Source organism: Streptomyces sp. G5(2025) (assembly GCF_049542075.1).
Taxonomy (GTDB): domain Bacteria; phylum Actinomycetota; class Actinomycetes; order Streptomycetales; family Streptomycetaceae; genus Streptomyces.
This window is the reverse complement of the sequence record NZ_JBMUZT010000002.1, coordinates 944,446-964,286: the sequence shown is the minus strand read 5'-3', so window position 1 is coordinate 964,286 and position 19,841 is coordinate 944,446. Positions and strand designations below refer to the sequence as shown.

The window sequence follows — 19,841 nt, the reverse complement described above, 5'->3', positions numbered from 1 at the left end:
CGAGAGGCGCACGACCCATGCACGACACCGGAACCGCTCCGCAGTCGGCTCCGGCCCCCACGCAGGAAGGGCAGAGCAAGCACGCCCGCAGCTTCGGGCTCCCCATCGCCAGCTGCCTCGTCCTGGGCAACATCATCGGCGGCGGCATCTTCCTCCTCCCGGCCTCCGTCGCGCCGTACGGCACGATCAGCCTCGTCGCGTTCGGTGTCCTGACCCTCGGGGCGATAGCCCTGGCGCTCGTCTTCGGGCGCCTCGCCGAGCGCGACCCGCGGACCGGCGGCCCCTACGTCTACGCACGCGCGGCCTTCGGCGACTTCGCGGGCTTTCTGGCCGCCTGGTCGTACTGGATCACCTCCTGGGTGTCCAACGCGGCCCTCGCCGTCGCCGCCGTGGGCTACCTGGACGTGCTCATCCCCGTCGGCGAGCACAAGTGGACCGCCTGCCTCGCCGCGCTCGTCCTGCAACTCCTGCCCGCCCTCGCGAACTTCGCGGGCACGCGGTACGTCGGCGCGGTCCAGCTCGTCGCCACCGTACTGAAGTTCCTGCCGCTGCTGCTCGTCGCGGTCGGCGGGCTCTTCTTCTTCGACAGCGCCAACCTCGGGCCCTTCCAGGCGAGCGACGACAGCCCGATCGGGGCCGTCTCGGCGTCCGCCGCGATCCTGCTCTTCTCCTACCTCGGCGTGGAGTCCGCCGCCGTCAGCGCCGGCGAGGTGCGCGATCCGCGCCGCAACGTCGGCCGCGCCACCGTCCTCGGCACGCTCGGCGCCGCCCTCGTCTATCTGCTCGGCACGCTCGCCGTCTTCGGGACCGTCGCCCACGACAAGCTGGTGGGCTCCACCGCGCCCTTCTCGGACGCCGTGAACGTCATGTTCGGCGGTTCCTGGGGCGGTACCGCCGTCGCGATCGCCGCGCTGGTCTCGATCCTCGGCGCCCTCAACGGCTGGACACTGCTGAGCGCCCAGACGCCGTACGCCGCCGCGCAGGACGGGCTCTTCCCCAGCGCCTTCGGCCGTAAAAAGCGGGGCGTGCCGACCGTCGGCGTCCTCGTCACCGTCGTCCTCGCCTCACTGCTGACCGTCTACAACTACGCGGCGGGCTCCGGCGGCGTCTTCGAGTCCCTGGTCCTGATCACCACGTTCACGGCGACCGTGCCCTACCTCCTCGCCACCGTCGCGCAGATCTACTTCCTGGTCTCCGGGCAGCGCGAGCGCGTCCACCGCGGACGCCTGGTGCGGGACGCGGTCCTCGCGGGCGTCGCCTTCGGGTTCTCCATGTGGCTGGTCGCCGGGTCCGGGTACGCGGCGGTCTACCAGGGCGTGCTGTTCCTCTTCGTCGGCGTGCTCGTGTACGCGGTGATGGCGGCCCGCAAGCAGCGGACCGCCAGGGTCTCGAACGGCTGAGGCACCGGGACTCGCATTGGGACATTCGTCCGTAAATACGAGCGAATACTACGCACTTGGGCGATTGCCCGACGAGACAGCACCCCGCCATGATCGGTACACACACGATCAGGCGGGGTGCTCCACATGTCGGCAGACCCCCCCGGCATGCGGCAGCAGCCCTTCATTCCGCTCCGTTTCGTTCACCCATACGTCCGGAAGTACTCATGACCTTTCCCGCCAACGTCTCCTTGGCCGCCTCCTCACAGGTGCCGGTCTCCGCCGCCGCCGAGGTCCTGCGCGAAGGGATCGCGTCCCTGACAGGGGTGCTGCGCGCCGAGCGCGCACAGTTGGGCCGGGTGCGCCTCGACGCCGAGATGGTCGGTGCCGACCTGGCGCTGTGGCTCGACGCCCTGACCGGCCCGGCGGCACCCGAAAACCTCCCCCGCCTCCAGGACGGATTCCACGGACGACACCGCGTGTACGCGGAAAAGGGCCTGTCCTCCGTGGACTTCCTCGTCCTGCACCACGACTGCGCCGGATATCTCAGCCGCTGTCTGACCGACCAGCTCGCGTCCATGCTGCCCCACACGAGCCGCTACCTCGTCCACTCCGCTGTCAGCGCGGCCGTGGCCTTACCCCTGCAGGCGGCTGTCGTCTCCGTCACCGGCGCGTGCCCGGGCCCGCAGGGCGGGCCCGGGCACGCGCCGGCCACCGAGGCGCCGCGCTGGTGCCTCGTCGCACTCCTGGCCTCGGGGGACGGCGCGGCGCTGGTCGAGCGCTTCCGCCGCGCCAACCAGGGCGCCACCATCACCACCGGGGAAGCGCGGCTGACGGTCCTGACCGCAGCTCCTCCCGTCGTACCGGCGCAGGCGCGGCCGTACGGCCTGGCGCCGACGACCGGGGCCGACATCCCCTCGGCGGTGCGCCGGGCGACGGCCGCCGCCCGGTTGGCCCGTTACTACGGTCTCGGGCATCTTGATGCCCGGCACTTGCCACTGGCACTGTCGCGCATCGGCACCACCCGGAGCCGGGGCGGGTCGGACGAGTGTCTCGGACCGCTGTGCGACACCCGGCGGCACGGACATCTGCTGGAGACGCTGCGCGCGTACCTGACGCACAATCTGTGTGTCGCCTCCGCCGCCCGCAGCATGTACATCCACCGGCAGACGTTCACCTATCGGCTGCGCCGGATCAGGGAACTCACCGGCCTGGACATGACCCACCCCTTCGACCGTCTGCGGGCCGAACTGGCCCTGCTGGAGCGGGAGATGACGGAGACCGCGCCGCCGCGCGGCCGGGGGCCCGCCGTCTGACTCCCCCCGGTCAGGCGGTGCGCTGCCGGGGAAGTGCCCGCACGGGCTCGGCCCGGCTGAAGATGAGGGCGAGTTCGGCCTGGAGCCGGTCGAAGGGCTGATACAGGTCGAGGCCGGTGAGTTCCTGGATGGAGCGCAGCCGGTAGGCGAGGGTGTGCCGGTGGATGTACAGGCTCCGGGCGGCGGCGGTGGTGCTGAGGTTGTGTGCGAGGTACGCGGCCAGGGTGTCGAGCAGGTACCGGTGGCGGTCACAGGTGTGCAGCGGACCCAGGCACGCGGTGACGAAGGCGTCGCGTTCCCTCGCGGTGAGGTCCAGCGCGGCAACGAGGGGCAGTACGTGTTCGGCGGTGAGGGACCGCCGATAGTGGCGGGCGATCACGGCGGCGAGAGCGGCGCGGCGCGCGGCTCCGGCGGTGTCGCCGTTCTCTACGGGGACGAGCGCGTAGGGGGCGAGCACCTCGGGCGCGCCCGGCGGGTGGTGGGTGAAGACGGTCACCTGAGTGCCCGCAGTGATGACCGCGGCGTGCGGGTTGTCCGCCCGGAACCGCCGCAGGGCCTCCCTGATGCTGTGCCTGGGCTGGATGGCACCCAGGCACCACCGAGGCGGTACGGCGGGTGACGACGGGGGAGCGGCACCGTGCTGCGGCGGGGTCTCGCACTCCTGCCGGCCCTGCTCGGACATGACTGCCGCGGTCGCCGCGCGCAGTGGGGGCAGGGCCATGGTGGTCACGTCCGTCTCCAGTGCCGTCCGGCTCCGGGACGGTGACGACGTGCCCACCAGGGCGCGGGTGAGGATCTCCACACATACGTGGTGCAGGACGATGCTGTCCTCCGCGCTGAGCCCGGCCATGGCATGTGCGGCCGCCCGTGCCCTGAACGCCGCGCCCAGCATGGGCGTGGGCACCTCCCCGGCGAGGACGGAGAACCACAGGGCCATGTCGTCGGCGACGGTCGCGGCGGTCACCGGGCCGGCGGTGTCCCGTGACACCTCGTCGAACGCCTGCCGGGTGAGGCTCTCGGCGTGGTGGTGGCGCAGGTATCGGGCGGCCGGGGGCAGCGCGGGAGCGGCGGCGGGCGTCTCGCGGGGCTGGTCCGGGTCGGCAGGACGGTGCACGGTCACTCCTTGAGGCAGGGGGCTCTGCCCACATGGGCAATTGCCTGTACTCGCCAGCATGAAATCGTTCAACGACGTACATCAACCGACCAAGTGCACAAAATTTGGGAAGCCGCTCGGCCGATTTTGTGCAATGTGTTCAAAGAGTCACCTCGCGAGTGCGTCATGCCGTCGAAGGATGATTACTTCCATGCCGAGCGGGACAGTCTCTCTTCTTCTGCGCGCGAGAGTTTCGGGCGATGTCCGGTAATATCTCATGACCGCATGTCATGACCGCATGTCATGACCGCATGCCATGACCCATGCGTATCCGCGTCCCGTCGCGGCGGGTATCCGAAATGCAGTGTGTACGCCCTCCTTCTTTTCGGTCGAGCGGCGGCATCATCGGAGCCTTCGAGTTTTTGCTTCGGTGCTATTCCCCAATGGTGGCCGGGTACGCCGGATTCCTGGCTGTTATACGCGATGTACAACTTATCCCGCCGGAATGCACAATGGCCGGCTCTGTTTTCTTTGTGTGCCGCCGGTCCGGGAATGCCAGTTGCTGTCGTACACGCAACGCTCGCCATCAGGCGGACCCGGTCCGCGGCGGGCAGCACATCACGGAGGCGGTCAGAATGAGCATGATCGAAACCAAGGGAACGTGGACAGCGGTCCACCCGAGCCCTCCCGGCGTCACGGGCCTGGACACCAACCATGTCCGGTGGGGAAAGGGCACGCAGAAGAGCGGCTACAAATTTGAGGGCGGGCGCACCGAGGCCCGGCTGGACGGCACCGAATTCGTCCTGGGCACCTTCACGCACGAGAACTACCCCATCGACTCGGGCGAGACCCGGGAGTTCGACGTCGACCTGAAGGTCCAGGTGCGCTTCGAGGACGGGACCACGAGTGACCTCAACTTCACGTTCCACCACAACGAGACGGACAACAGCGGGCCGCACCCCAACGACATCGTGTCGCTGCCGAAGTTCATCTCCCCGCAGACCGTGACGGTGAACGGCGAAAAGTACAAGGTCGTCATCAGCGGGTTCAAGCAGGGCGGACGAGTGGTCCGGGAGTTCGACAGCAAGGAGAACAGCTCCAACAGCGCGGCGGTCGTCGCCCTGTTCACCAAGCCCGGCAAGCCGGACGTGGTGATCACGCACGTGGACCCCAAGGGCACGGTGGCCGGCAGCCAGTCCGACGAGTACGTGGAGATCCTCAACCGCGGTACGGAGGCCGCCGACATGTCGGGCTGGGTGCTGCACGCGGACGGCACGGGAAAGGACTTCACCTTCCCGCAGGGCACGGTGCTCCAGCCGGGCGGGCGGTTCCGGGTCTACACCAACGAACGGCACCCGGAGTCCGGCGGCTTCTCCTTCGGCAGCGGTCAGCCCGTGTGGCACGACCACGGTGACATCGCCACGCTCAGGAACAAGGAGAGCCGGGAGGTGTCCCGCTACCCGTACGGTCACCGGATCACCCCCCAGCCGACCGAGGCGAGGTCCCCCGGCCAGGCGCACCCGCACGTCCACATCCAGAACATGGGTGACGCGCCGCTCGGCAAGCAGAAGGTGACGGTGCGCCTCCCGCAGGACGGGCCGTTCCGGTTCACCTCGGACCAGAACACCATTTCCGTGTGGAACAACAAGGCGAACAAGGAACGCAAGTTCACCGGCACCGTCTCCGATGACGGCCGCGTGCTCACCGCCGAGGTCGACCTCGACCTTCCGGGCGGTGGCGCGGGGGCGCCCCTGTGGACGCAGGCGGCGGTGGACGCCGGCGCCACCCCGGGCCCGTACACCGTGCACTGGGACTTCGGGAACCTGGGCGCGACGGACGTCACGGTCACCGTGAAGTGAGGAACGCGCGTACCGGGCGCCTGACGGGGCGTCCGGTACGCACGCCGCGCGCCCGCGCCCGTGTAGGTGTCGCGCCCCCCCCGCCCATGACGGCCCCCACCCCCGCGCCGTCGATCCACGCAGAGGGGATTTTCCTTGTCTTCTGTCCCGGACCGGTCGGCGCCCCCGGCGGGCACCACACCCCGGCGTATCACGGCCATGGCGTCAGCGATCGTCGTCTGCGCGGCGGCGGTCGTGCTGCGCGCGTGGAACCTCGACGGCTACCCCTACCCCAATGGTGACGAGGGCACCTACATCGCTCAGGCCTGGGCGACGCGCACCGGCCGAGGCCTGTCGCACTACACCTACTGGTACGACCACGCCCCCGTCGGCTGGATGCAACTCGCGGCACTCCAGACGCTGTTCCCGTCCGACCTCGCGTCCGGAGAGCTGTACCTGCAACGGTCGCGGTGGCTGATGCTGCCGGTCGGGGCCGCCACGAACGCGCTTCTGTACCCCCTCGCGCGACGGCTGGGCCTGTCCCGGGTCACGGCCGTCGGCGCCATGTTCCTCCACGCCGTCTCACCGCTGGCCATCGCGCTGGAGCGGCAGGTCTACCTGGACTCGTTCGCCACCGTATGGACCCTCCTGGCCCTGGTCCTGGCCCTCTCACCGCGTCGGCACCTCGTCCACTACGGCCTCGCCGGCTGCTGCTTCGCCCTCGCGGTCCTGTCCAAGGAGACCTGCCTGCCGGTGCTCCTGGCCCTCGTATGGGCGCTGTGGACCCGCAACCCGCGAGCGGCCCGGCCCTTCGCCCTGGCCGCTTTCCTCTCCGGCCTCCTGCTGGTCCTCGTGTGGCCCCTCTACGCCGCCCTCAACGACGAACTGCTCCCCGGCACCTGCCATGTCTCCATGGTCGAAACCATCCGGTGGCAGCTGTTCGACCGCCCCACATCAGGCTCCGTCTTCGTCCCCGGTACCCCCGCCCACACCCTGGCCGACCTGTGGCTGCACCGTGACGCCGTGCTGCTGATCGGCGGCAACGCGGGTGCGGCCGCCGCACTCGCCGACCGGCGCCTGCGCCCTCTCGGGCTCGCCGTCGCGCCGCTGACCGCCTTCGCCCTGCGTCCGGGCGGCTACCTGCCCGCGATGTACATCAGCCAGCTCCTCCCCTTCTACGCCCTCGCTGTGGCCGCTCTGTGCCACCGCCTCCTGCGGCCCGGTCGGCGCGCGGCCACCCGCTCGCGGCGCGCCCTGCGGCCGGCCGTGGCCCTGTTGCTCATCGCCCTGGTGGCACCGTTCGCCCCCCACTGGTACGCCACACAACGGGAAGTGCTGACCGCCGACCACCTCCATGAGTACGAGGAGGCGGCCCGCTGGATCCGGAACATGGATCTGAAGGACCGGCACCGGCGGCGGCTGGTCACCGACGAGATCCTGTGGCTGGAAGCCGTCGGCACCGGCTTCACCCCCGGGGCCGGGGCGATCTGGACGTACAAGCTCGACAAGGACCCCTCCGTCGCCGCCTCGCTGCCCCGCGGCTGGCGCGACATCGACTACGTCGTGTCCACCGTCCAGGTCCGCGCCTCCTCCAAAGAGAAGGACCTCCGGGGCCTGCGCACCCTCCTGCGGCACGCCAGGCCCGTCGCCCACTACAACGACGTCGACCTGCTCCGCATCCCCGAGTCGGTACGGCACGACAAGACCATCACCGACCCGCCGGTGCTCCCGGAGGTGGCCCGCTGTCTGGACCACTCCACCGACATCTGGCCCTACGACGACCCCGGCGGCAGCCGTACGCCACCTCCGAAGGACATCGACCTGTGAGCAGACCCGCCGGCCGCCACGGAGCACGTCAAGAGAAGGAAAGGCCCCGCGAATGGAAACCCAGGTGCGTGCGAGGAGACGGCCGGCCGATCGGCCGGCGCCCCGCAGGACCCCGCCGACCGCACCGACGCCGGGACGCCCGCCATGGTGAGCGCCTGCCTCCTGGCCGTCGCCGCGCTGCACACGGTCACCGCCACGCTCACCCTGTGGTGGATGCTGTACGCGTGGGCCACCCCCCACCGTCCGGAGGAGACCGCCTTCCCCGAACCGGCCGACACCTGCGGGGAGTCCTTCTCCCTCCTGCTGCCGGCGCGGCACGAGGAGAGGGTCCTGGAACACACGGTGCGCACCCTGCTGGCCTGCGACCACCCCGACTTCGAGATCGTGGTGATCACGGGTGACGACGACCCCGGCACCACGGACCTCGCCCGTCGCCTGGCGGCGGCCGACCCCGACCGGGTGCGGCAGGTGACCGACCACCACGCCGAGAAGAACAAGCCCCGCGCCCTGAACACCGCCCTGCCCGTGTGCCGGGGCACGGTCATCGGAGTCTTCGACGCCGAGGACGTCGTGCACCCCCGACTGCTCCGGCACGTCGACACCGCGTTCCACGTCCACGGCGCCGACGTCGTGCAGGGCGGTGTCCAGCTGATGAACCACGCCGACAGCTGGTACGCGCTGCGCAACTGCCTGGAGTACTTCTTCTGGTTCCGCAGCCGCCTGCACGTCCACGCCCGCCAGGGCTTCATCCCCCTCGGTGGGAACACCGTCTTCGTCCGCGCGGCGCTGCTGCGCGAGGCGGGCGGCTGGGACGGCGACTGCCTGGCCGAGGACTGCGAGCTGGGGGTGCGGCTCTCCCGGCGGGGCGCGAAGGTCGTCGTCGGCTACGAGCCGGCCCTGGTCACCCGCGAGGAGACCCCCGGGACGCTGCGCGCACTGCTGCGCCAGCGCACCCGGTGGAACCAGGGCTTCCTCCAAGTCCTGCGCAAGGGCGAGTGGCGCCATCTGTCCACCGCCCGCAGGAGGCTGCTGGCTCGTTACATCCTCGCCACTCCCTTCCTCCAGGCGGGCACCGGACTGTGCATGCCGGTGGTGTTCGTCACCGCGCTGCTCGACGGCATCCCCCTCGCCGTGGCCCTCGCCGCCTGGGTGCCGATGTTCCTGCTCGTCGCCACCGCCTTGTTCGAGTCGGCGGCACTGCACGATTTCGGACGCGTGTACGGCGTACCGGTACGCCCCGTCCATCACCTGTGGCTCTGGTGCAGCCTGCCGCTGTACTCCCTCGTCCTCGCGTACGCCGCCGTCCGGGCGGCCTGGCGCGAGTGCCGTCACCGCACCGACTGGGAACTGACCGCCCACAGCGGCGCCCACCTGGAGGCACCCGGTGGGGGAGCCGTCCCGCGGCGGAGCCGGGACCGGCCGAGAAGGAGGAGAAGTCATGACTGTCCACGCCGCGTCGCCACGGACCCAGCCCGGCATCTCGGTGATCGTGCCCACCCGGGACGAGGCACACAACATCGGCCCGCTGCTCGACCGCCTGGACGCCGCCGCCCCGCCCGGCACTCTTGTCGAGGTGTTGTTCGTCGACGACTCCTCGGACGGTACGCCGCAGGTGATCGAGGAAGCCACCGCACGCTGCCGTCTGCTGGTGCGCGTGCACCACCGGGAGCGGCCGGAGGGCGGTCTTGGCGGAGCCGTCCACGAGGGCATCCGCCGCACCGCGGCCCCCTGGATCGTCGTCATGGACGCCGACCTCCAGCACCCGCCCGAACTCGCCCACCGCCTCGCGCTGCACGGCCAGGCCGGGGGAGCCGACCTCGTCGTCGCCAGCCGCTACGCGCGCGGAGGGAGCCGGGCCGGGCTGGCCGACCGCTACCGGACGGTCGTCTCGCGAGGCTCCACCCTGCTGGCCAAGGCCCTCTTCCCGCGCGCGCTGCGCGGCATCTCCGACCCCATGAGCGGCTTCTTCGCCGTGCGGCGCGAGATGCTGACCCGCCACCCGTCGGGCCCCGGTCTGCGCCCGCTCGGCTACAAGATCCTGCTGGAGCTGGCGGTTCGCCGGCCGCCGCGTGCCGTCGTCGAAGTGCCGTACACCTTCGCCGAACGCCACGCGGGCCGCTCCAAGAGCGGGGTGCGCGAAGGGATGCGGTTCCTGCGCCACCTGCTCCTGCTGCGCGCCACCAGCCTCCCGGTGATCCGGTTCCTGCGGCACCTGCTGTCACTGCGCACCGTCGGCGTTCCGGCCAGAGTCGCCCTCCTGGGACTCATCGGCCTGTCGGGCCTGCTGCCCAACCTCGGCCTGCTCGCCCTGCTCACCGCCGTGACACCGCTGCACCACCTGGCCGCCGAGGCCGTGGCGACGCAGGCCGCCATCCTGTGGAACTTCCTGCTCGCGGAGGTGCTCGTGGCCCAAAGGGCCCGTCCGGGGACCGCCGGGGGCCAACCGTCCGGCGTGGGGCGGTCCCGGTGGCGGCGGCTCTCCGGCAGGTTCGTGGTCTTCGCCGCGCTGAGCAACGCGGACTTGGCGGCGCGGCTGCCGCTGACCGCTCTCCTGATCGCCGGAACGGGGTGGCCGCCGGTTCCGGCCACCGCGGTCATGCTGGTTCTCTCCGTACTGACCCGCCTGCTCCTCCTGGACCGGCTCCTGTACCGGGGCCCCTGAGCACGTACCTTCCGCGCGCGCACCGATCGGCCCGCCCTCTCCGCGACACGCTGGGGACGGGCGGGCCGAGCAACGGGCCGATGGGGGGCCGTCAGCCGCCGACGTACCAGCTGAACTCGCCCGACGCGGCGAGCGCCATCAGTACGACGAACAGGACGACGTCGACGATGCCCAGGATGATGGCCGCCTTCGCCATCCCTCCGCCGCCCGCCCGCTGCCGCAGGGCGAGGGCACCGAAGATGATCGCGAGCGGTCCGAGGACGATGCTGAGGACGAACAGCCCGACGATGCCGCAGACGAGTCCGGCCACCGCGAAGCTGTTCGTACGGGAACCAGAAGACGCCGCTGACCGACTTCCGTAAGCCGACATGGCCACACTCCTTGGAGTCGCGTTCCAGTCCTTGCGTGACGCGACTGCGGGTGCCCCGGAACGCGCCGGGTAGTCCGCGCGGCGGCGACCACGCGCTCCGCCGGGGCCGCCCCGCGGCCCATTCCCGCCCCGAGTGTGATCGGATGGTGGCCACGGATCTCCGATCACGGAACCGCACTCCGATCACGGAACCGCACTGAAGGGAACTGCATCGTGGCAACCACGCGCTCCGCGCACACGGTCTGGGAAGGCTCTCTGACGGAGGGCTCGGGCACCGTCACCTTCGACTCCTCCGGCATCGGGGAGCAGCCGGTGTCCTGGCCCGCCCGCGCCGAGCAGGCGAACGGCAAGACCAGCCCGGAGGAGCTGATCGCCGCCGCCCACTCCAGCTGCTTCTCCATGGCGCTGTCGCACGGCCTGGCCAGCGCCGGCACCCCGCCGAGCCGCCTCACCACGTCGGCCGACGTGACCTTCCAGCCGGGCACGGGCATCACCGGCATCCACCTCACGGTCGAGGGCACCGTCCCCGGCATCGACGAGGACGCCTTCGTCGCCGCGGCCGAGGACGCCAAGGCCAACTGCCCGGTGAGCCAGGCGCTGACGGGTACGACCATCACGCTCACGGCCAAGCTGGGCTGACCCAGAGACGGTCGGACGATGCCGTCACCCCTCCTCGGGGTGGCGGCATCGTCGTATGCGGCCCTTGACAATGGCCAGCTCAAGTTTTGTGATGGGAGATGAGTGGAGTAGGCCTGGACACGGGGGACATGGGCTCGCGGCGGAAGGGACTGGACCATGGCACGAGCGGTCGGGATCGATCTCGGGACGACGAACTCGGTGGTGGCCGTACTGGAGGGCGGTGAGCCCACCGTCGTCGCCAACGCGGAGGGCGCGCGCACCACTCCCTCGGTCGTCGCCTTCGCGAAGAACGGCGACGTCCTGGTGGGCGAGGTCGCCAAACGGCAGGCGGTCACGAACGTGGAGCGCACCGCACGCTCCGTCAAACGCCATATGGGCGACGGCGGCTGGCGCTTCCCGGAGAGCGGCTCCGTGGACGGCACCCGCTACACCGCGCAGGAACTCTCCGCGCGCGTCCTGCAGAAGCTCAAGCGCGACGCCGAGTCCTACCTCGGTGAGGACGTCACCGACGCGGTGGTCACCGTCCCCGCCTACTTCGACGACACCCAGCGCCAGGCCACCAAGGAGGCCGGCGAGATCGCGGGCCTCGACGTCCTGCGGATCGTCAACGAACCGACGGCGGCGGCCCTCGCGTACGGCCTGGACAAGGGCGGGGACCAGACCGTCCTCGTCTTCGACCTGGGCGGCGGCACCTTCGACGTATCGCTCCTGGAGATGGGCGAGGGCGTCATCGAGGTGAAGGCCACCAACGGCGACACCCGGCTCGGCGGCGACGACTGGGACCAGCGGATCGTCGAGCACCTGGTACGGCAGTTCAAGAACGCGCACGGCGTGGACCTCGGCAAGGACAAGATGGCCCTCCAGCGGCTGCGCGAGGGCGCCGAGAAGGCGAAGATCGAGCTGTCCTCGTCGAGTGAGACGGACATCAACCTCCCTTACATCACCGCCTCTTCGGAAGGCCCGCTGCACCTGGCCGAGAAGCTGACGCGGGCCCGGTTCCAGGAGCTGACGTCCGATCTGCTCGACCGCTGCAAGGAACCCTTCCACCAGGCCGTGAAGGACGCGGGCGTCAAGCTGTCCGCCATCGACCACGTGATCCTGGTGGGCGGCTCGACCCGGATGCCCGCGGTGACCGACCTGGTCAGGGAACTCACCGGCAAGGATCCCCACAAGGGCGTCAACCCGGACGAGGTGGTGGCGCTCGGCGCGGCCCTCCAGGCCGGTGTCATCCGCGGCGACGTCAAGGACGTGCTCCTGCTCGACGTGACCCCGCTCTCCCTCGGCATCGAGACCAAGGGCGGCATCATGACCAAGCTGATCGAGCGCAACACCACGATTCCCACCCGGCGTTCGGAGACGTTCTCCACCGCCGAGGACAACCAGCCCTCGGTCGGCATCCAGGTCTTCCAGGGCGAGCGGGAGATCGCCGCGTACAACAAGAAGCTCGGCGTCTTCGACCTGACGGGGCTGCCGCCCGCCCCGCGCGGGGTGCCCAAGATCGAGGTCACCTTCGACATCGACGCCAACGGCATCATGCACGTCTCGGCGAAGGACGAGGCGACCGGCCGCGAGCAGCGCATGACGGTCACCGGCGGCTCCGCGCTGCCCAAGGACGACATCGACCGCATGGTCCGCGAGGCCGAGCAGCACGCGGAGGAGGACCGCAGGCGGCGCGAGGCGGCCGAGACCCGCAACCAGGCCGAGCAGCTCGTCCACCAGACGGAGCGGTTCCTGCGGGACAGCGGCGACAAGGTGCCCGCGGACACCCAGAACGAAGTGGCGGCCTCTGTCAGCGAGTTGAAGACCCTCCTCAACGACCGGCCCGACGACACCGCCGCCCTGCGCAGCGGCACCGAGAAGCTGGCGGCCGTCAGCCAGAAGATGGGCCAGGCGATGTACGCGGCCTCCGGCGGCGGCACCCAGGAGCAGCAGACGGCCACGGAGTCACCCACCGAGGAAGGCGTGGTGGATGCCGAGATCGTGGATGACGACAACGGCAAGGAGGGGCAGGGCAAGACGCCCCAGGAGCCCTAGGACTCCGTCCGTTCCCAGCCGCGCCGCTCCGGCCGCGCCCCGATCCGCTCCGGGTCCCGGGAGCGGTAGACCACGTAGGGCCGGAAGAGGTACTGGAGCGGCGCGCTGAACATGTGGATCAGGCGGGTGAACGGCACCAGGGCGAGCAGGACCATGCCGACCACCGCGTGGATCTCGTACATCAGGGGTACGCCCGTCATCGCGTCGATGTCGGGCCGGAGCGTGAACAGGCTGCGGGCCCAAGGGGCGATGGACACACGGTAGTTGTAGCCGTCGCCGGAGGTGTGCAGGAGTTTGGCCACCATGCCGAGCACGATCGCCGCGAACAGCACCAGGTACATGAACTTGTCGTTCGCGGTCGTCGCCCGGAACACCGGCGTGTTGGTCCGCCGCCGGTAGAGCAGCAGCAGGATGCCGAGGACGAGCAGGATCCCGGCCGCGGTGCCGCCGTACAGCGAGAACAGGTGGTACGTGTGCTCGCTGAGGCCCACCTTGTCCGTCCACGACTCGGGCACGAACAGGCCCACCAGGTGGCCGACGAGCACGAAGAGGATGCCGTAGTGGAACATCGGCGAGGCGATGTTCAGCAGCTTGGACTCGTAGACCTGCGAGGAGCGGGTTGTCCAGCCGAACTTGTCGTAGCGGTAGCGCCAGATGGTGCCCGCGACGAGCAGGACGAAGGCGATGTAGGGAAGGGCGCCCCACAGCAGCGTTGCCATCAGTGCTCCCCGATGAGTGCGGAGGGTGGTGCGAAGGGCGGCGCGGAGGGTGGTGCGAAGGGTGCGAGGCCTGCGAAGGGCTGGATGCCCACTTCCTCGCGCGGCGGCCCCGAACGGGCCAGTGCGAGCGCCTCGGCACGGTCCTTGGGGGTCGGGCCCGGCAGGCTCGCGCACACCGCCTCCAGCACGCCCGCGTACGGCGTGCCGTGCTCGCTCAGCGCGAGCCGCAGCAGCTCCAGGCCGCTGCGGTGCTCCAGCAGCAGCTCGGGCCCCGCCAGCGCGGAGAACTCCAGGACCGCGGGGAGGAAGTCCGGCAGCTCCTCGCCGGAGAACTCCAGGCCGTGCGCGCGGTAGACCTCCTTGAAGCGGACCAGGGCCATGCCGCGCCGCCGGGTGTCGCCCTCCCGCCACCAGCTCAGGTACAGGCTGTGCCGGTTCTTGAAGTCGAAGACCTGCACGTAGTGCGCCGCCAGCTCCTGGGGATCGGTGGTGGTGGCGTACGTCAGGAAGCCGCCGAGCCGCGGGGGAGCGGCGGCGCGCAGCAGGGGCAGCCGTTCGTGGAACTCGTCGTCCGGGTAGCCGAGGCAGAGCGCCGCGGCCTGGTAGAGCACCGCGTGCTCAGTCACTGTCGTCCTCCTTGGCCGCGTCGGCCTTCTCGACCGCGCTCGGCTGCTCGTCGGCGGTCTGCCGGGCCCGCAGCGCGTGGAAGTTCTCCAGGGTGACCAGCGGCAGGTTCCGGCGGCTGCCTGAGTCTTGGCCGAACGGGCCGTCGCCGCCCATTCCCGGACCGTCCTGGTGATCGAGGCTGCACGTGTCGGGGACCGCCGACTCCTCCAGGCGCCGCGCGTCGCCGATCGCGGCGGTCGGGATGACGTACCGGTCCTCGTACTTGGCGATGGCCAGCAGGCGGTACATCTCCTCGATCTGCGGACCGGACATCCCGACCGAGCGCGCCACGTCACCGTCCGGCGTGTCGCCGAGGTTGATGGCCCGCATGTGCGCCCGCATGGCGGCCAGCTTCTCCAGGCTGGACCGCACCGGGCCGACGTCCCCGGCGGTGAAGATCTCCGCGAGGTATTCCAGGGGGATGCGCAGGGTGTCGATGGCGCCGAAGAGGTTCGCCGCGTCCTCGCCGTCGTGGCCGGTCTCCGTCAGCGCGTCCACCACCGGCGACAGCGGCGGGATGTACCAGACCATCGGCATGGTGCGGTACTCCGGGTGCAGCGGGAGCGCCACCTTGTACGTGCTGATGAGGGCGTGCACGGGGGAGCGGCGTGCCGCCTCGATCCAGTCGTGGGAGATCCCGGCCCGCTCGGCCGCGCGGCGCACCGCTGGGTCGGCGGGGTCCAGGAAGACGTCCAACTGGGCCTGGTACAACCTGTGTTCATCTGGCTCGGAGGCCGCCGCCGTCACCTTGTCGGCGTCGTACAGGATCACCCCGAGGTAGCGCAGGCGGCCCACGCACGTCTCCGAGCAGACGGTGGGCAGGCCCACCTCGACGCGCGGGTAGCACAGCGTGCACTTCTCGGCCTTGCCGGTGCGGTGGTTGAAGTAGACCTTCTTGTACGGGCAGCCGGTCACGCACTTGCGCCAGCCCCGGCAGTGGTCCTGGTCGACGAGGACGATGCCGTCCTCCGCGCGCTTGTACATCGCACCCGACGGGCAGGACGCGACGCACGACGGGTTCAGGCAGTGCTCGCAGATGCGCGGCAGATAGAACATGAAGGTTTGCTCGAAGGCGAACTTCACCTTGTCCGAGGCCTGTTGGCGTGTCTTGGCGACCATCGGGTCCAGGTGGCCGTGCTCGGTGGTGCCGCCGAGGTTGTCGTCCCAGTTCGACGACCACTCGATCTTCATCGGCTTGCCGGAGATCAGGGAGCGCGGCTCGGCGACCGGGTAGTCGTCGCCCAGCGGGGCGTCGGTGAGGTTGCGGTACTCGTACGTCCAGGGCTCGTAGTAGTCTTTGATCTCGGGCAGTTCGGGATTGGAGAAGATCTCCAGGAGCGACTTGATCCGGCCGCCGTTCTTGAGCTTCAGGGCGCCGCGCCTGTTCAGCTCCCAGCCGCCGCGCCACTTCTCCTGGTCCTCGTAGCGGCGCGGATAGCCCTGGCCGGGGCGGGTCTCGACGTTGTTGAACCAGACGTACTCCATGCCGTCGCGGTTGGTCCAGGCCTGCTTGCACGTGACCGAACACGTGTGACAGCCGATGCACTTGTCGAGGTTCATGACCATCGCGATCTGTGCCATGACGCGCATCAGTACGTCACCTCCTGGGCGCGGCGGCGGATGACGGTGACCTCGTCGCGCTGGTTCCCCGTCGGACCGAGGTAGTTGAACGCCCACGACAACTGCGCGTAGCCCCCGATGAGATGGGACGGCTTGAGGATGAGGCGGGTCAGGGAGTTGTGGATGCCGCCGCGCCTGCCGGTGGTCTCCGTCTTCGGCACGTTCACCGTGCGTTCCTGCGCGTGGTGCATGTAGACCGTGCCGGCCGGCATGCGGTGCGAGACGATCGCGCGCGCCACGACGACGCCGTTGCGGTTGACCGCCTCGATCCAGTCGTTGTCCCGTACGCCGATCGCGTCCGCGTCCTGCGGCGCCATCCAGACACACTGCCCGCCGCGGGAGAGCGACAGCATGAACAGGTTGTCCTGGTACTCGGAGTGGATCGACCACTTGTTGTGCGGCGTGAGGTAACGCACCGTCACCTCCCGCTCGCCGTCCGGTCCGAGGCGCGGTTCCCCGAAGAGGCGGTTCATGTCCAGGGGCGGCCGGTAGACGGGCAGCGCCTCGCCCAGCTCGTGCATCCAGTCGTGGTCGAGGAAGAAGTGCTGGCGCCCGGTGAGGGTGTGCCACGGCTTCAGGTGCTCCGTGTTGAGGGTGAACGCGGTGTAGCGGCGCCCGCCCGACTCGCTGCCGCTCCACTCCGGTGAGGTGATCACCGGCACGGGCGCGGCCTGCGTGTCGGCGTACGTGATGCGCTTGCCCTCGTGCTCGGCGGCCAGGTGCGCCATCTCCTGGCCGGTGCGCTCCTCCAGGGTGTGGAAGCCCTGCGTGGCCAGGCGCCCGTTCGTCGTGCCGGACAGCGCGAGGATGGCGTTGGCCGCCTTCACGGCGGTGTTCAGGGCGGGGCGGCCGTCGGCGGGCCCGCCGAGCACCACGCCGTTGCGTTCCTTGAGCTCCTCGACCTCCCGGTCGGGGTGCAGGGCGATGCCCTTGGCGGGCAGGCCCAGCCGCTCCACGAGCGGTCCGAGCGCGGCGAACTTCGCGCCGATCGCCGTGTAGTCGCGCTCCACGACCGCGAGGTTCGGCATGGTCCGCCCAGGGACCGGCTCGCACTCGCCCTTGCGCCAGTCCAGGACGACCCCGCCGGGCTGCGCCGTCTCACCCGGAGTGTCGTGCTGGAGCGCGGTGGCGACGAGGTCCCTGCGGACGCCGAGGTGGTCCACGGCGAGCTCGCTCAGCCGCTCGGCGATCTCCCGGAACGTGTCGAAGTCGGTGCGCGCCTGCCAGGGCGGGTCGACCGCCGGGGTGAAGGAGTGCACGTAGGGGTGCATGTCGGTGGTCGACAGGTCGTGCTTCTCGTACCAGGTCGCGGCGGGCAGCACGACGTCCGAGAGCAGTGTGGAGGACGTCTGGCGGAAGTCGAGGGAGACGAGCAGATCGAGCTTTCCCTCCGGGGCCTCATCACGCCAAGTGACTGTCGAGGGCCGCTCGTTCGGTGTCGCTTCCTCGGCGCGCAGCGATGAATGCGTGCCCAGCAGATGCTTCGTGAAGTACTCGGCGCCCTTCGCGGACGAACCGAGGAGGTTGGCGCGCCACAGGGTCAGCACACGTGGCCAGTTCTCCGGGGCGTCCGGGTCCTCGCAGGCGAACTTGAGGGTGCCCGCCTTCAGTTCGTCGACGACGTTCGCCACCGGATCGCCCGTCGTCTCCGCGAGGTCGAGAGGATTGCGGTCGAACGTGGGGTACGACGGCATCCACCCGGAACGCGCCGACAGGGCCAGGCAGTCGGCCCCCGTCATCCCCGCGAAGCGGCCCTCGCCCAGCGGCGAGGCGAGCACGTCCGCGGCGAACTTGTCGTAACGCCACTGGTCGGTGTTGAGGAACCAGTACGCGGTACCGATCATCTGCCGCGGCGGCCTGCTCCAGTCGATGCCGCCCGCCAGCGTCGCCCAACCGGTCACCGGGCGGCACTTCTCCTGCCCGACATAGTGCGCCCAGCCACCCCCGTTCCGGCCCTGACAACCCGTCAGCTGAAGCAGTGCGAGGAAGGCGCGGTAGATCGTCTCGGAGTGGAACCAGTGGTTGGTGCCCGCGCCCATCAGGATCATGCAGCGCCCGCGCGACTTCTCCGCCGTCGCGGCGAACTCCCGAGCGATCTTCACGCACTTGGCGGCGGGCACGGAGGTGTGCGCCTCCTGCCAGGCCGGCGTACCGGGCGCGTCCGCGTCGTCGTACGAGGAGGGCCACGCGCCCGGCAGCCCCTCGCGCCCGACGCCGTACTGCGCGAGGAGCAGGTCGAAGACGGTGGTGACCAGCGGCCCGTCCTGCCCGCCGAGCCGCGTCGCGGGCACCCCGCGCCGCATCACCTCCCCGCGCCCCTGACCGTGGGCGCCGCCTTCCGTGTCGAAGCGCGGCAGCAGCACCTCGACGCCCGCCGCGACCGGCGAGCCGTGCAGCGACAGGAGCGGCTTGATGTCGCCCAGCTCCAGATTCCACCGGCCCTTGCCGGACTCCGTCCAGCGGAAGCCGAGTGAACCGTTCGGCACGGCGGGGCGACCCGTGTTCTCGTCGAGCACCGCCGTCTTCCAGTCACCGCCCTCACCCTCCTCGCCGAGGTCGCTGGCGCGCAGGAACTTCGCGGGCACATACGCGCCGTCACGCTCGGTCAGCGTCATCAGGAAGGGCAGGTCGGTGAAGGTCCGCACGTACTCGGTGAAGAAGTCCGTCGGCCGGTCGACGAAGAACTCCCTCAGGACGACGTGCCCCATGGCGATGGCGAGCGCGCCGTCCGTGCCCGGGTGCGGGTGCAGCCACTCGTCGGCGAACTTCGCGTTGTCGGCGTAGTCGGGCGCGACGACCACGACCTTCTGCCCCCGATAGCGGGCCTCGGCCATCCAGTGCGCGTCGGGCGTCCGCGTCACCGGCACATTGGAACCCCACATCATCAGATACGCGGCGTCCCACCAGTCACCCGACTCCGGTACGTCCGTCTGGTCGCCGAACACCTGCGGCGAGGCGACCGGAAGATCCGCGTACCAGTCGTAGAAGGAGAGCATCGGCGCGCCGATCAGCCCCATGAAACGGGCCCCCGCCGCATGCGACACCATCGACATCGCGGGAATGGGCGAGAAACCGGCGACGCGGTCCGGGCCGTGCGTCTTGATCGTGTGGACGTGCGCGGCCGCGATGATCTCAACCGCCTCGTCCCAGCTCGCCCGCACCAACCCGCCCTTGCCGCGCGCCTGTTGGTACCGGCGGCGGCGCTCGGGATCATCCTGGATGTCTGCCCAGGCCAGCACCGGGTCCCTCAGGCGCGCCTTCGCCTCCCGGTACATCTCCAGCAGGACGCCGCGCAGGTAGGGGTAGCGGACCCGGGTGGGGGAGTACGTGTACCAGGAGAACGCGGCGCCCCGGGGGCAGCCGCGCGGCTCGTACTCGGGGCGGTCGGAGCCGACGCTCGGGTAGTCCGTCGCCTGCGACTCCCACGTGATGATGCCGTCCTTGACGTACACCTTCCAACGGCACGAGCCGGTGCAGTTCACGCCGTGCGTGGAGTTCACGACCTTGTCGTGGCTCCAGCGGTCCCGGTAGAAGGCGTCCGCGTCGCGGCCGCCGGTCAGCGCGACGCTGTGCAGGTCGGGGGCGGTGGTGCCGCGCCGGAAGAACTTCCCCGCCCGCAGCAGGGCGGCGGCGGGCTCGGTCGTCTCTGTCACCGTGGAGCTCCCTAGGTCTGCCTTT

General features: G+C 70.3%; 13 protein-coding genes and 1 pseudogene. 8 read left to right on the top strand and 6 right to left on the bottom strand.

Translation table 11 applies throughout. The features are described 5' to 3' along the window. Window positions 1-17 precede the first annotated feature (17 nt). Both ACOBQB_RS04695 and ACOBQB_RS04690 read left to right on the top strand, forming a co-directional pair. Window positions 18-1,400 carry an amino acid permease gene (locus tag ACOBQB_RS04695; protein WP_423588996.1) on the top strand — a complete coding sequence of 461 codons (1,383 nt, stop codon included), beginning with the start codon at window positions 18-20 and terminating at the stop codon, window positions 1,398-1,400. A gap of 206 nt (window positions 1,401-1,606) precedes the next feature. Continuing rightward, entirely contained in the window at window positions 1,607-2,695 is a 1,089-nt protein-coding gene (locus tag ACOBQB_RS04690) for a PucR family transcriptional regulator (protein WP_423588994.1), read from the top strand. 10 nt (window positions 2,696-2,705) lie between these two features. Here the strand turns inward: ACOBQB_RS04690 and ACOBQB_RS04685 are convergent, their stop codons facing one another. After that, on the bottom strand, window positions 2,706-3,809 hold the full coding sequence (locus ACOBQB_RS04685) for a PucR family transcriptional regulator (RefSeq protein WP_423588992.1): 1,104 nt from the start codon (window positions 3,807-3,809) through the stop codon (window positions 2,706-2,708). A gap of 614 nt (window positions 3,810-4,423) precedes the next feature. Here ACOBQB_RS04685 and ACOBQB_RS04680 point away from each other — a divergent pair. The 4 genes and pseudogenes from ACOBQB_RS04680 (at window position 4,424) to ACOBQB_RS04665 (ending at window position 10,115) form a co-directional block, all read left to right on the top strand. Continuing rightward, entirely contained in the window at window positions 4,424-5,647 is a 1,224-nt protein-coding gene (locus ACOBQB_RS04680) for a choice-of-anchor K domain-containing protein (RefSeq protein ID WP_423588990.1), read from the top strand. Window positions 5,648-5,845: 198 nt separating this feature from the next. Next, entirely contained in the window at window positions 5,846-7,453 is a 1,608-nt protein-coding gene (locus ACOBQB_RS04675) for an ArnT family glycosyltransferase (RefSeq protein ID WP_423588988.1), read from the top strand. 144 nt (window positions 7,454-7,597) lie between these two features. Beyond that, window positions 7,598-8,827, top strand: a pseudogene (locus tag ACOBQB_RS04670) (glycosyltransferase); the annotation flags it as partial. 64 nt (window positions 8,828-8,891) lie between these two features. Then, entirely contained in the window at window positions 8,892-10,115 is a 1,224-nt protein-coding gene (locus ACOBQB_RS04665; RefSeq protein ID WP_423588986.1) for a polyprenol monophosphomannose synthase, read from the top strand. A 91-nt stretch (window positions 10,116-10,206) separates the two neighbouring features. Here ACOBQB_RS04665 and ACOBQB_RS04660 read toward each other — a convergent pair whose 3' ends face one another. After that, complete coding sequence (locus tag ACOBQB_RS04660; protein WP_423588984.1) at window positions 10,207-10,485, bottom strand: DUF4190 domain-containing protein; 279 nt, start codon at window positions 10,483-10,485, stop codon at window positions 10,207-10,209. Window positions 10,486-10,698: 213 nt separating this feature from the next. Here ACOBQB_RS04660 and ACOBQB_RS04655 point away from each other — a divergent pair, with 213 nt between their 5' ends. Both ACOBQB_RS04655 and dnaK read left to right on the top strand, forming a co-directional pair. Beyond that, window positions 10,699-11,124 carry an OsmC family protein gene (locus tag ACOBQB_RS04655; protein WP_423588983.1) on the top strand — a complete coding sequence of 142 codons (426 nt, stop codon included), beginning with the start codon at window positions 10,699-10,701 and terminating at the stop codon, window positions 11,122-11,124. 156 nt (window positions 11,125-11,280) lie between these two features. After that, window positions 11,281-13,158: a molecular chaperone DnaK gene (gene dnaK / locus ACOBQB_RS04650; protein WP_423588981.1), complete on the top strand. Its 1,878-nt coding sequence runs from the start codon at window positions 11,281-11,283 to the stop codon at window positions 13,156-13,158. Here the strand turns inward: dnaK and narI are convergent. From narI to ACOBQB_RS04630, 4 genes are read right to left on the bottom strand one after another with little or no spacing between them, the layout of a single operon-like run. Next, a complete protein-coding gene (gene narI / locus ACOBQB_RS04645) occupies window positions 13,155-13,877 on the bottom strand; it encodes a respiratory nitrate reductase subunit gamma (protein ID WP_423588979.1) in 723 nt (240 codons plus the stop codon). The two genes, dnaK and narI, sit on opposite strands and share 4 nt — an antisense overlap. Continuing rightward, window positions 13,877-14,503 (bottom strand): nitrate reductase molybdenum cofactor assembly chaperone, encoded by a 627-nt coding sequence (gene narJ, locus ACOBQB_RS04640; RefSeq protein WP_423588978.1) that lies wholly within the window; start codon window positions 14,501-14,503, stop codon window positions 13,877-13,879. Before narJ ends, narI begins: the two co-directional genes overlap by 1 nt. Next, window positions 14,496-16,133, bottom strand: coding sequence for a nitrate reductase subunit beta (gene narH / locus ACOBQB_RS04635; RefSeq protein ID WP_423588976.1), 1,638 nt, complete (start codon window positions 16,131-16,133; stop codon window positions 14,496-14,498). The genes narJ and narH overlap by 8 nt, the downstream gene beginning before the upstream one ends. Continuing rightward, window positions 16,133-19,816, bottom strand: a complete 3,684-nt coding sequence (locus ACOBQB_RS04630) for a nitrate reductase subunit alpha (RefSeq protein WP_423588975.1) — start codon at window positions 19,814-19,816, stop codon at window positions 16,133-16,135. The genes narH and ACOBQB_RS04630 overlap by 1 nt, the downstream gene beginning before the upstream one ends. Window positions 19,817-19,841 lie beyond the last annotated feature (25 nt).

What these genes read in the sequence shown, in the direction of transcription:
- dnaK (WP_423588981.1), top strand. Translation starts at nt 11,281, where the DNA reads ATGGCACGAGCGGTCGGGATCGATCTCGGGACGACGAACTCGGTGGTG.
- ACOBQB_RS04695 (WP_423588996.1), top strand. Translation starts at nt 18, where the DNA reads ATGCACGACACCGGAACCGCTCCGCAGTCGGCTCCGGCCCCCACGCAG.
- ACOBQB_RS04675 (WP_423588988.1), top strand. Translation starts at nt 5,846, where the DNA reads ATGGCGTCAGCGATCGTCGTCTGCGCGGCGGCGGTCGTGCTGCGCGCG.
- narI (WP_423588979.1), bottom strand. Translation starts at nt 13,877, where the DNA reads ATGGCAACGCTGCTGTGGGGCGCCCTTCCCTACATCGCCTTCGTCCTG.
- ACOBQB_RS04690 (WP_423588994.1), top strand. Translation starts at nt 1,607, where the DNA reads ATGACCTTTCCCGCCAACGTCTCCTTGGCCGCCTCCTCACAGGTGCCG.
- ACOBQB_RS04665 (WP_423588986.1), top strand. Translation starts at nt 8,892, where the DNA reads ATGACTGTCCACGCCGCGTCGCCACGGACCCAGCCCGGCATCTCGGTG.
- ACOBQB_RS04680 (WP_423588990.1), top strand. Translation starts at nt 4,424, where the DNA reads ATGAGCATGATCGAAACCAAGGGAACGTGGACAGCGGTCCACCCGAGC.
- narH (WP_423588976.1), bottom strand. Translation starts at nt 16,133, where the DNA reads ATGCGCGTCATGGCACAGATCGCGATGGTCATGAACCTCGACAAGTGC.
- ACOBQB_RS04660 (WP_423588984.1), bottom strand. Translation starts at nt 10,485, where the DNA reads ATGTCGGCTTACGGAAGTCGGTCAGCGGCGTCTTCTGGTTCCCGTACG.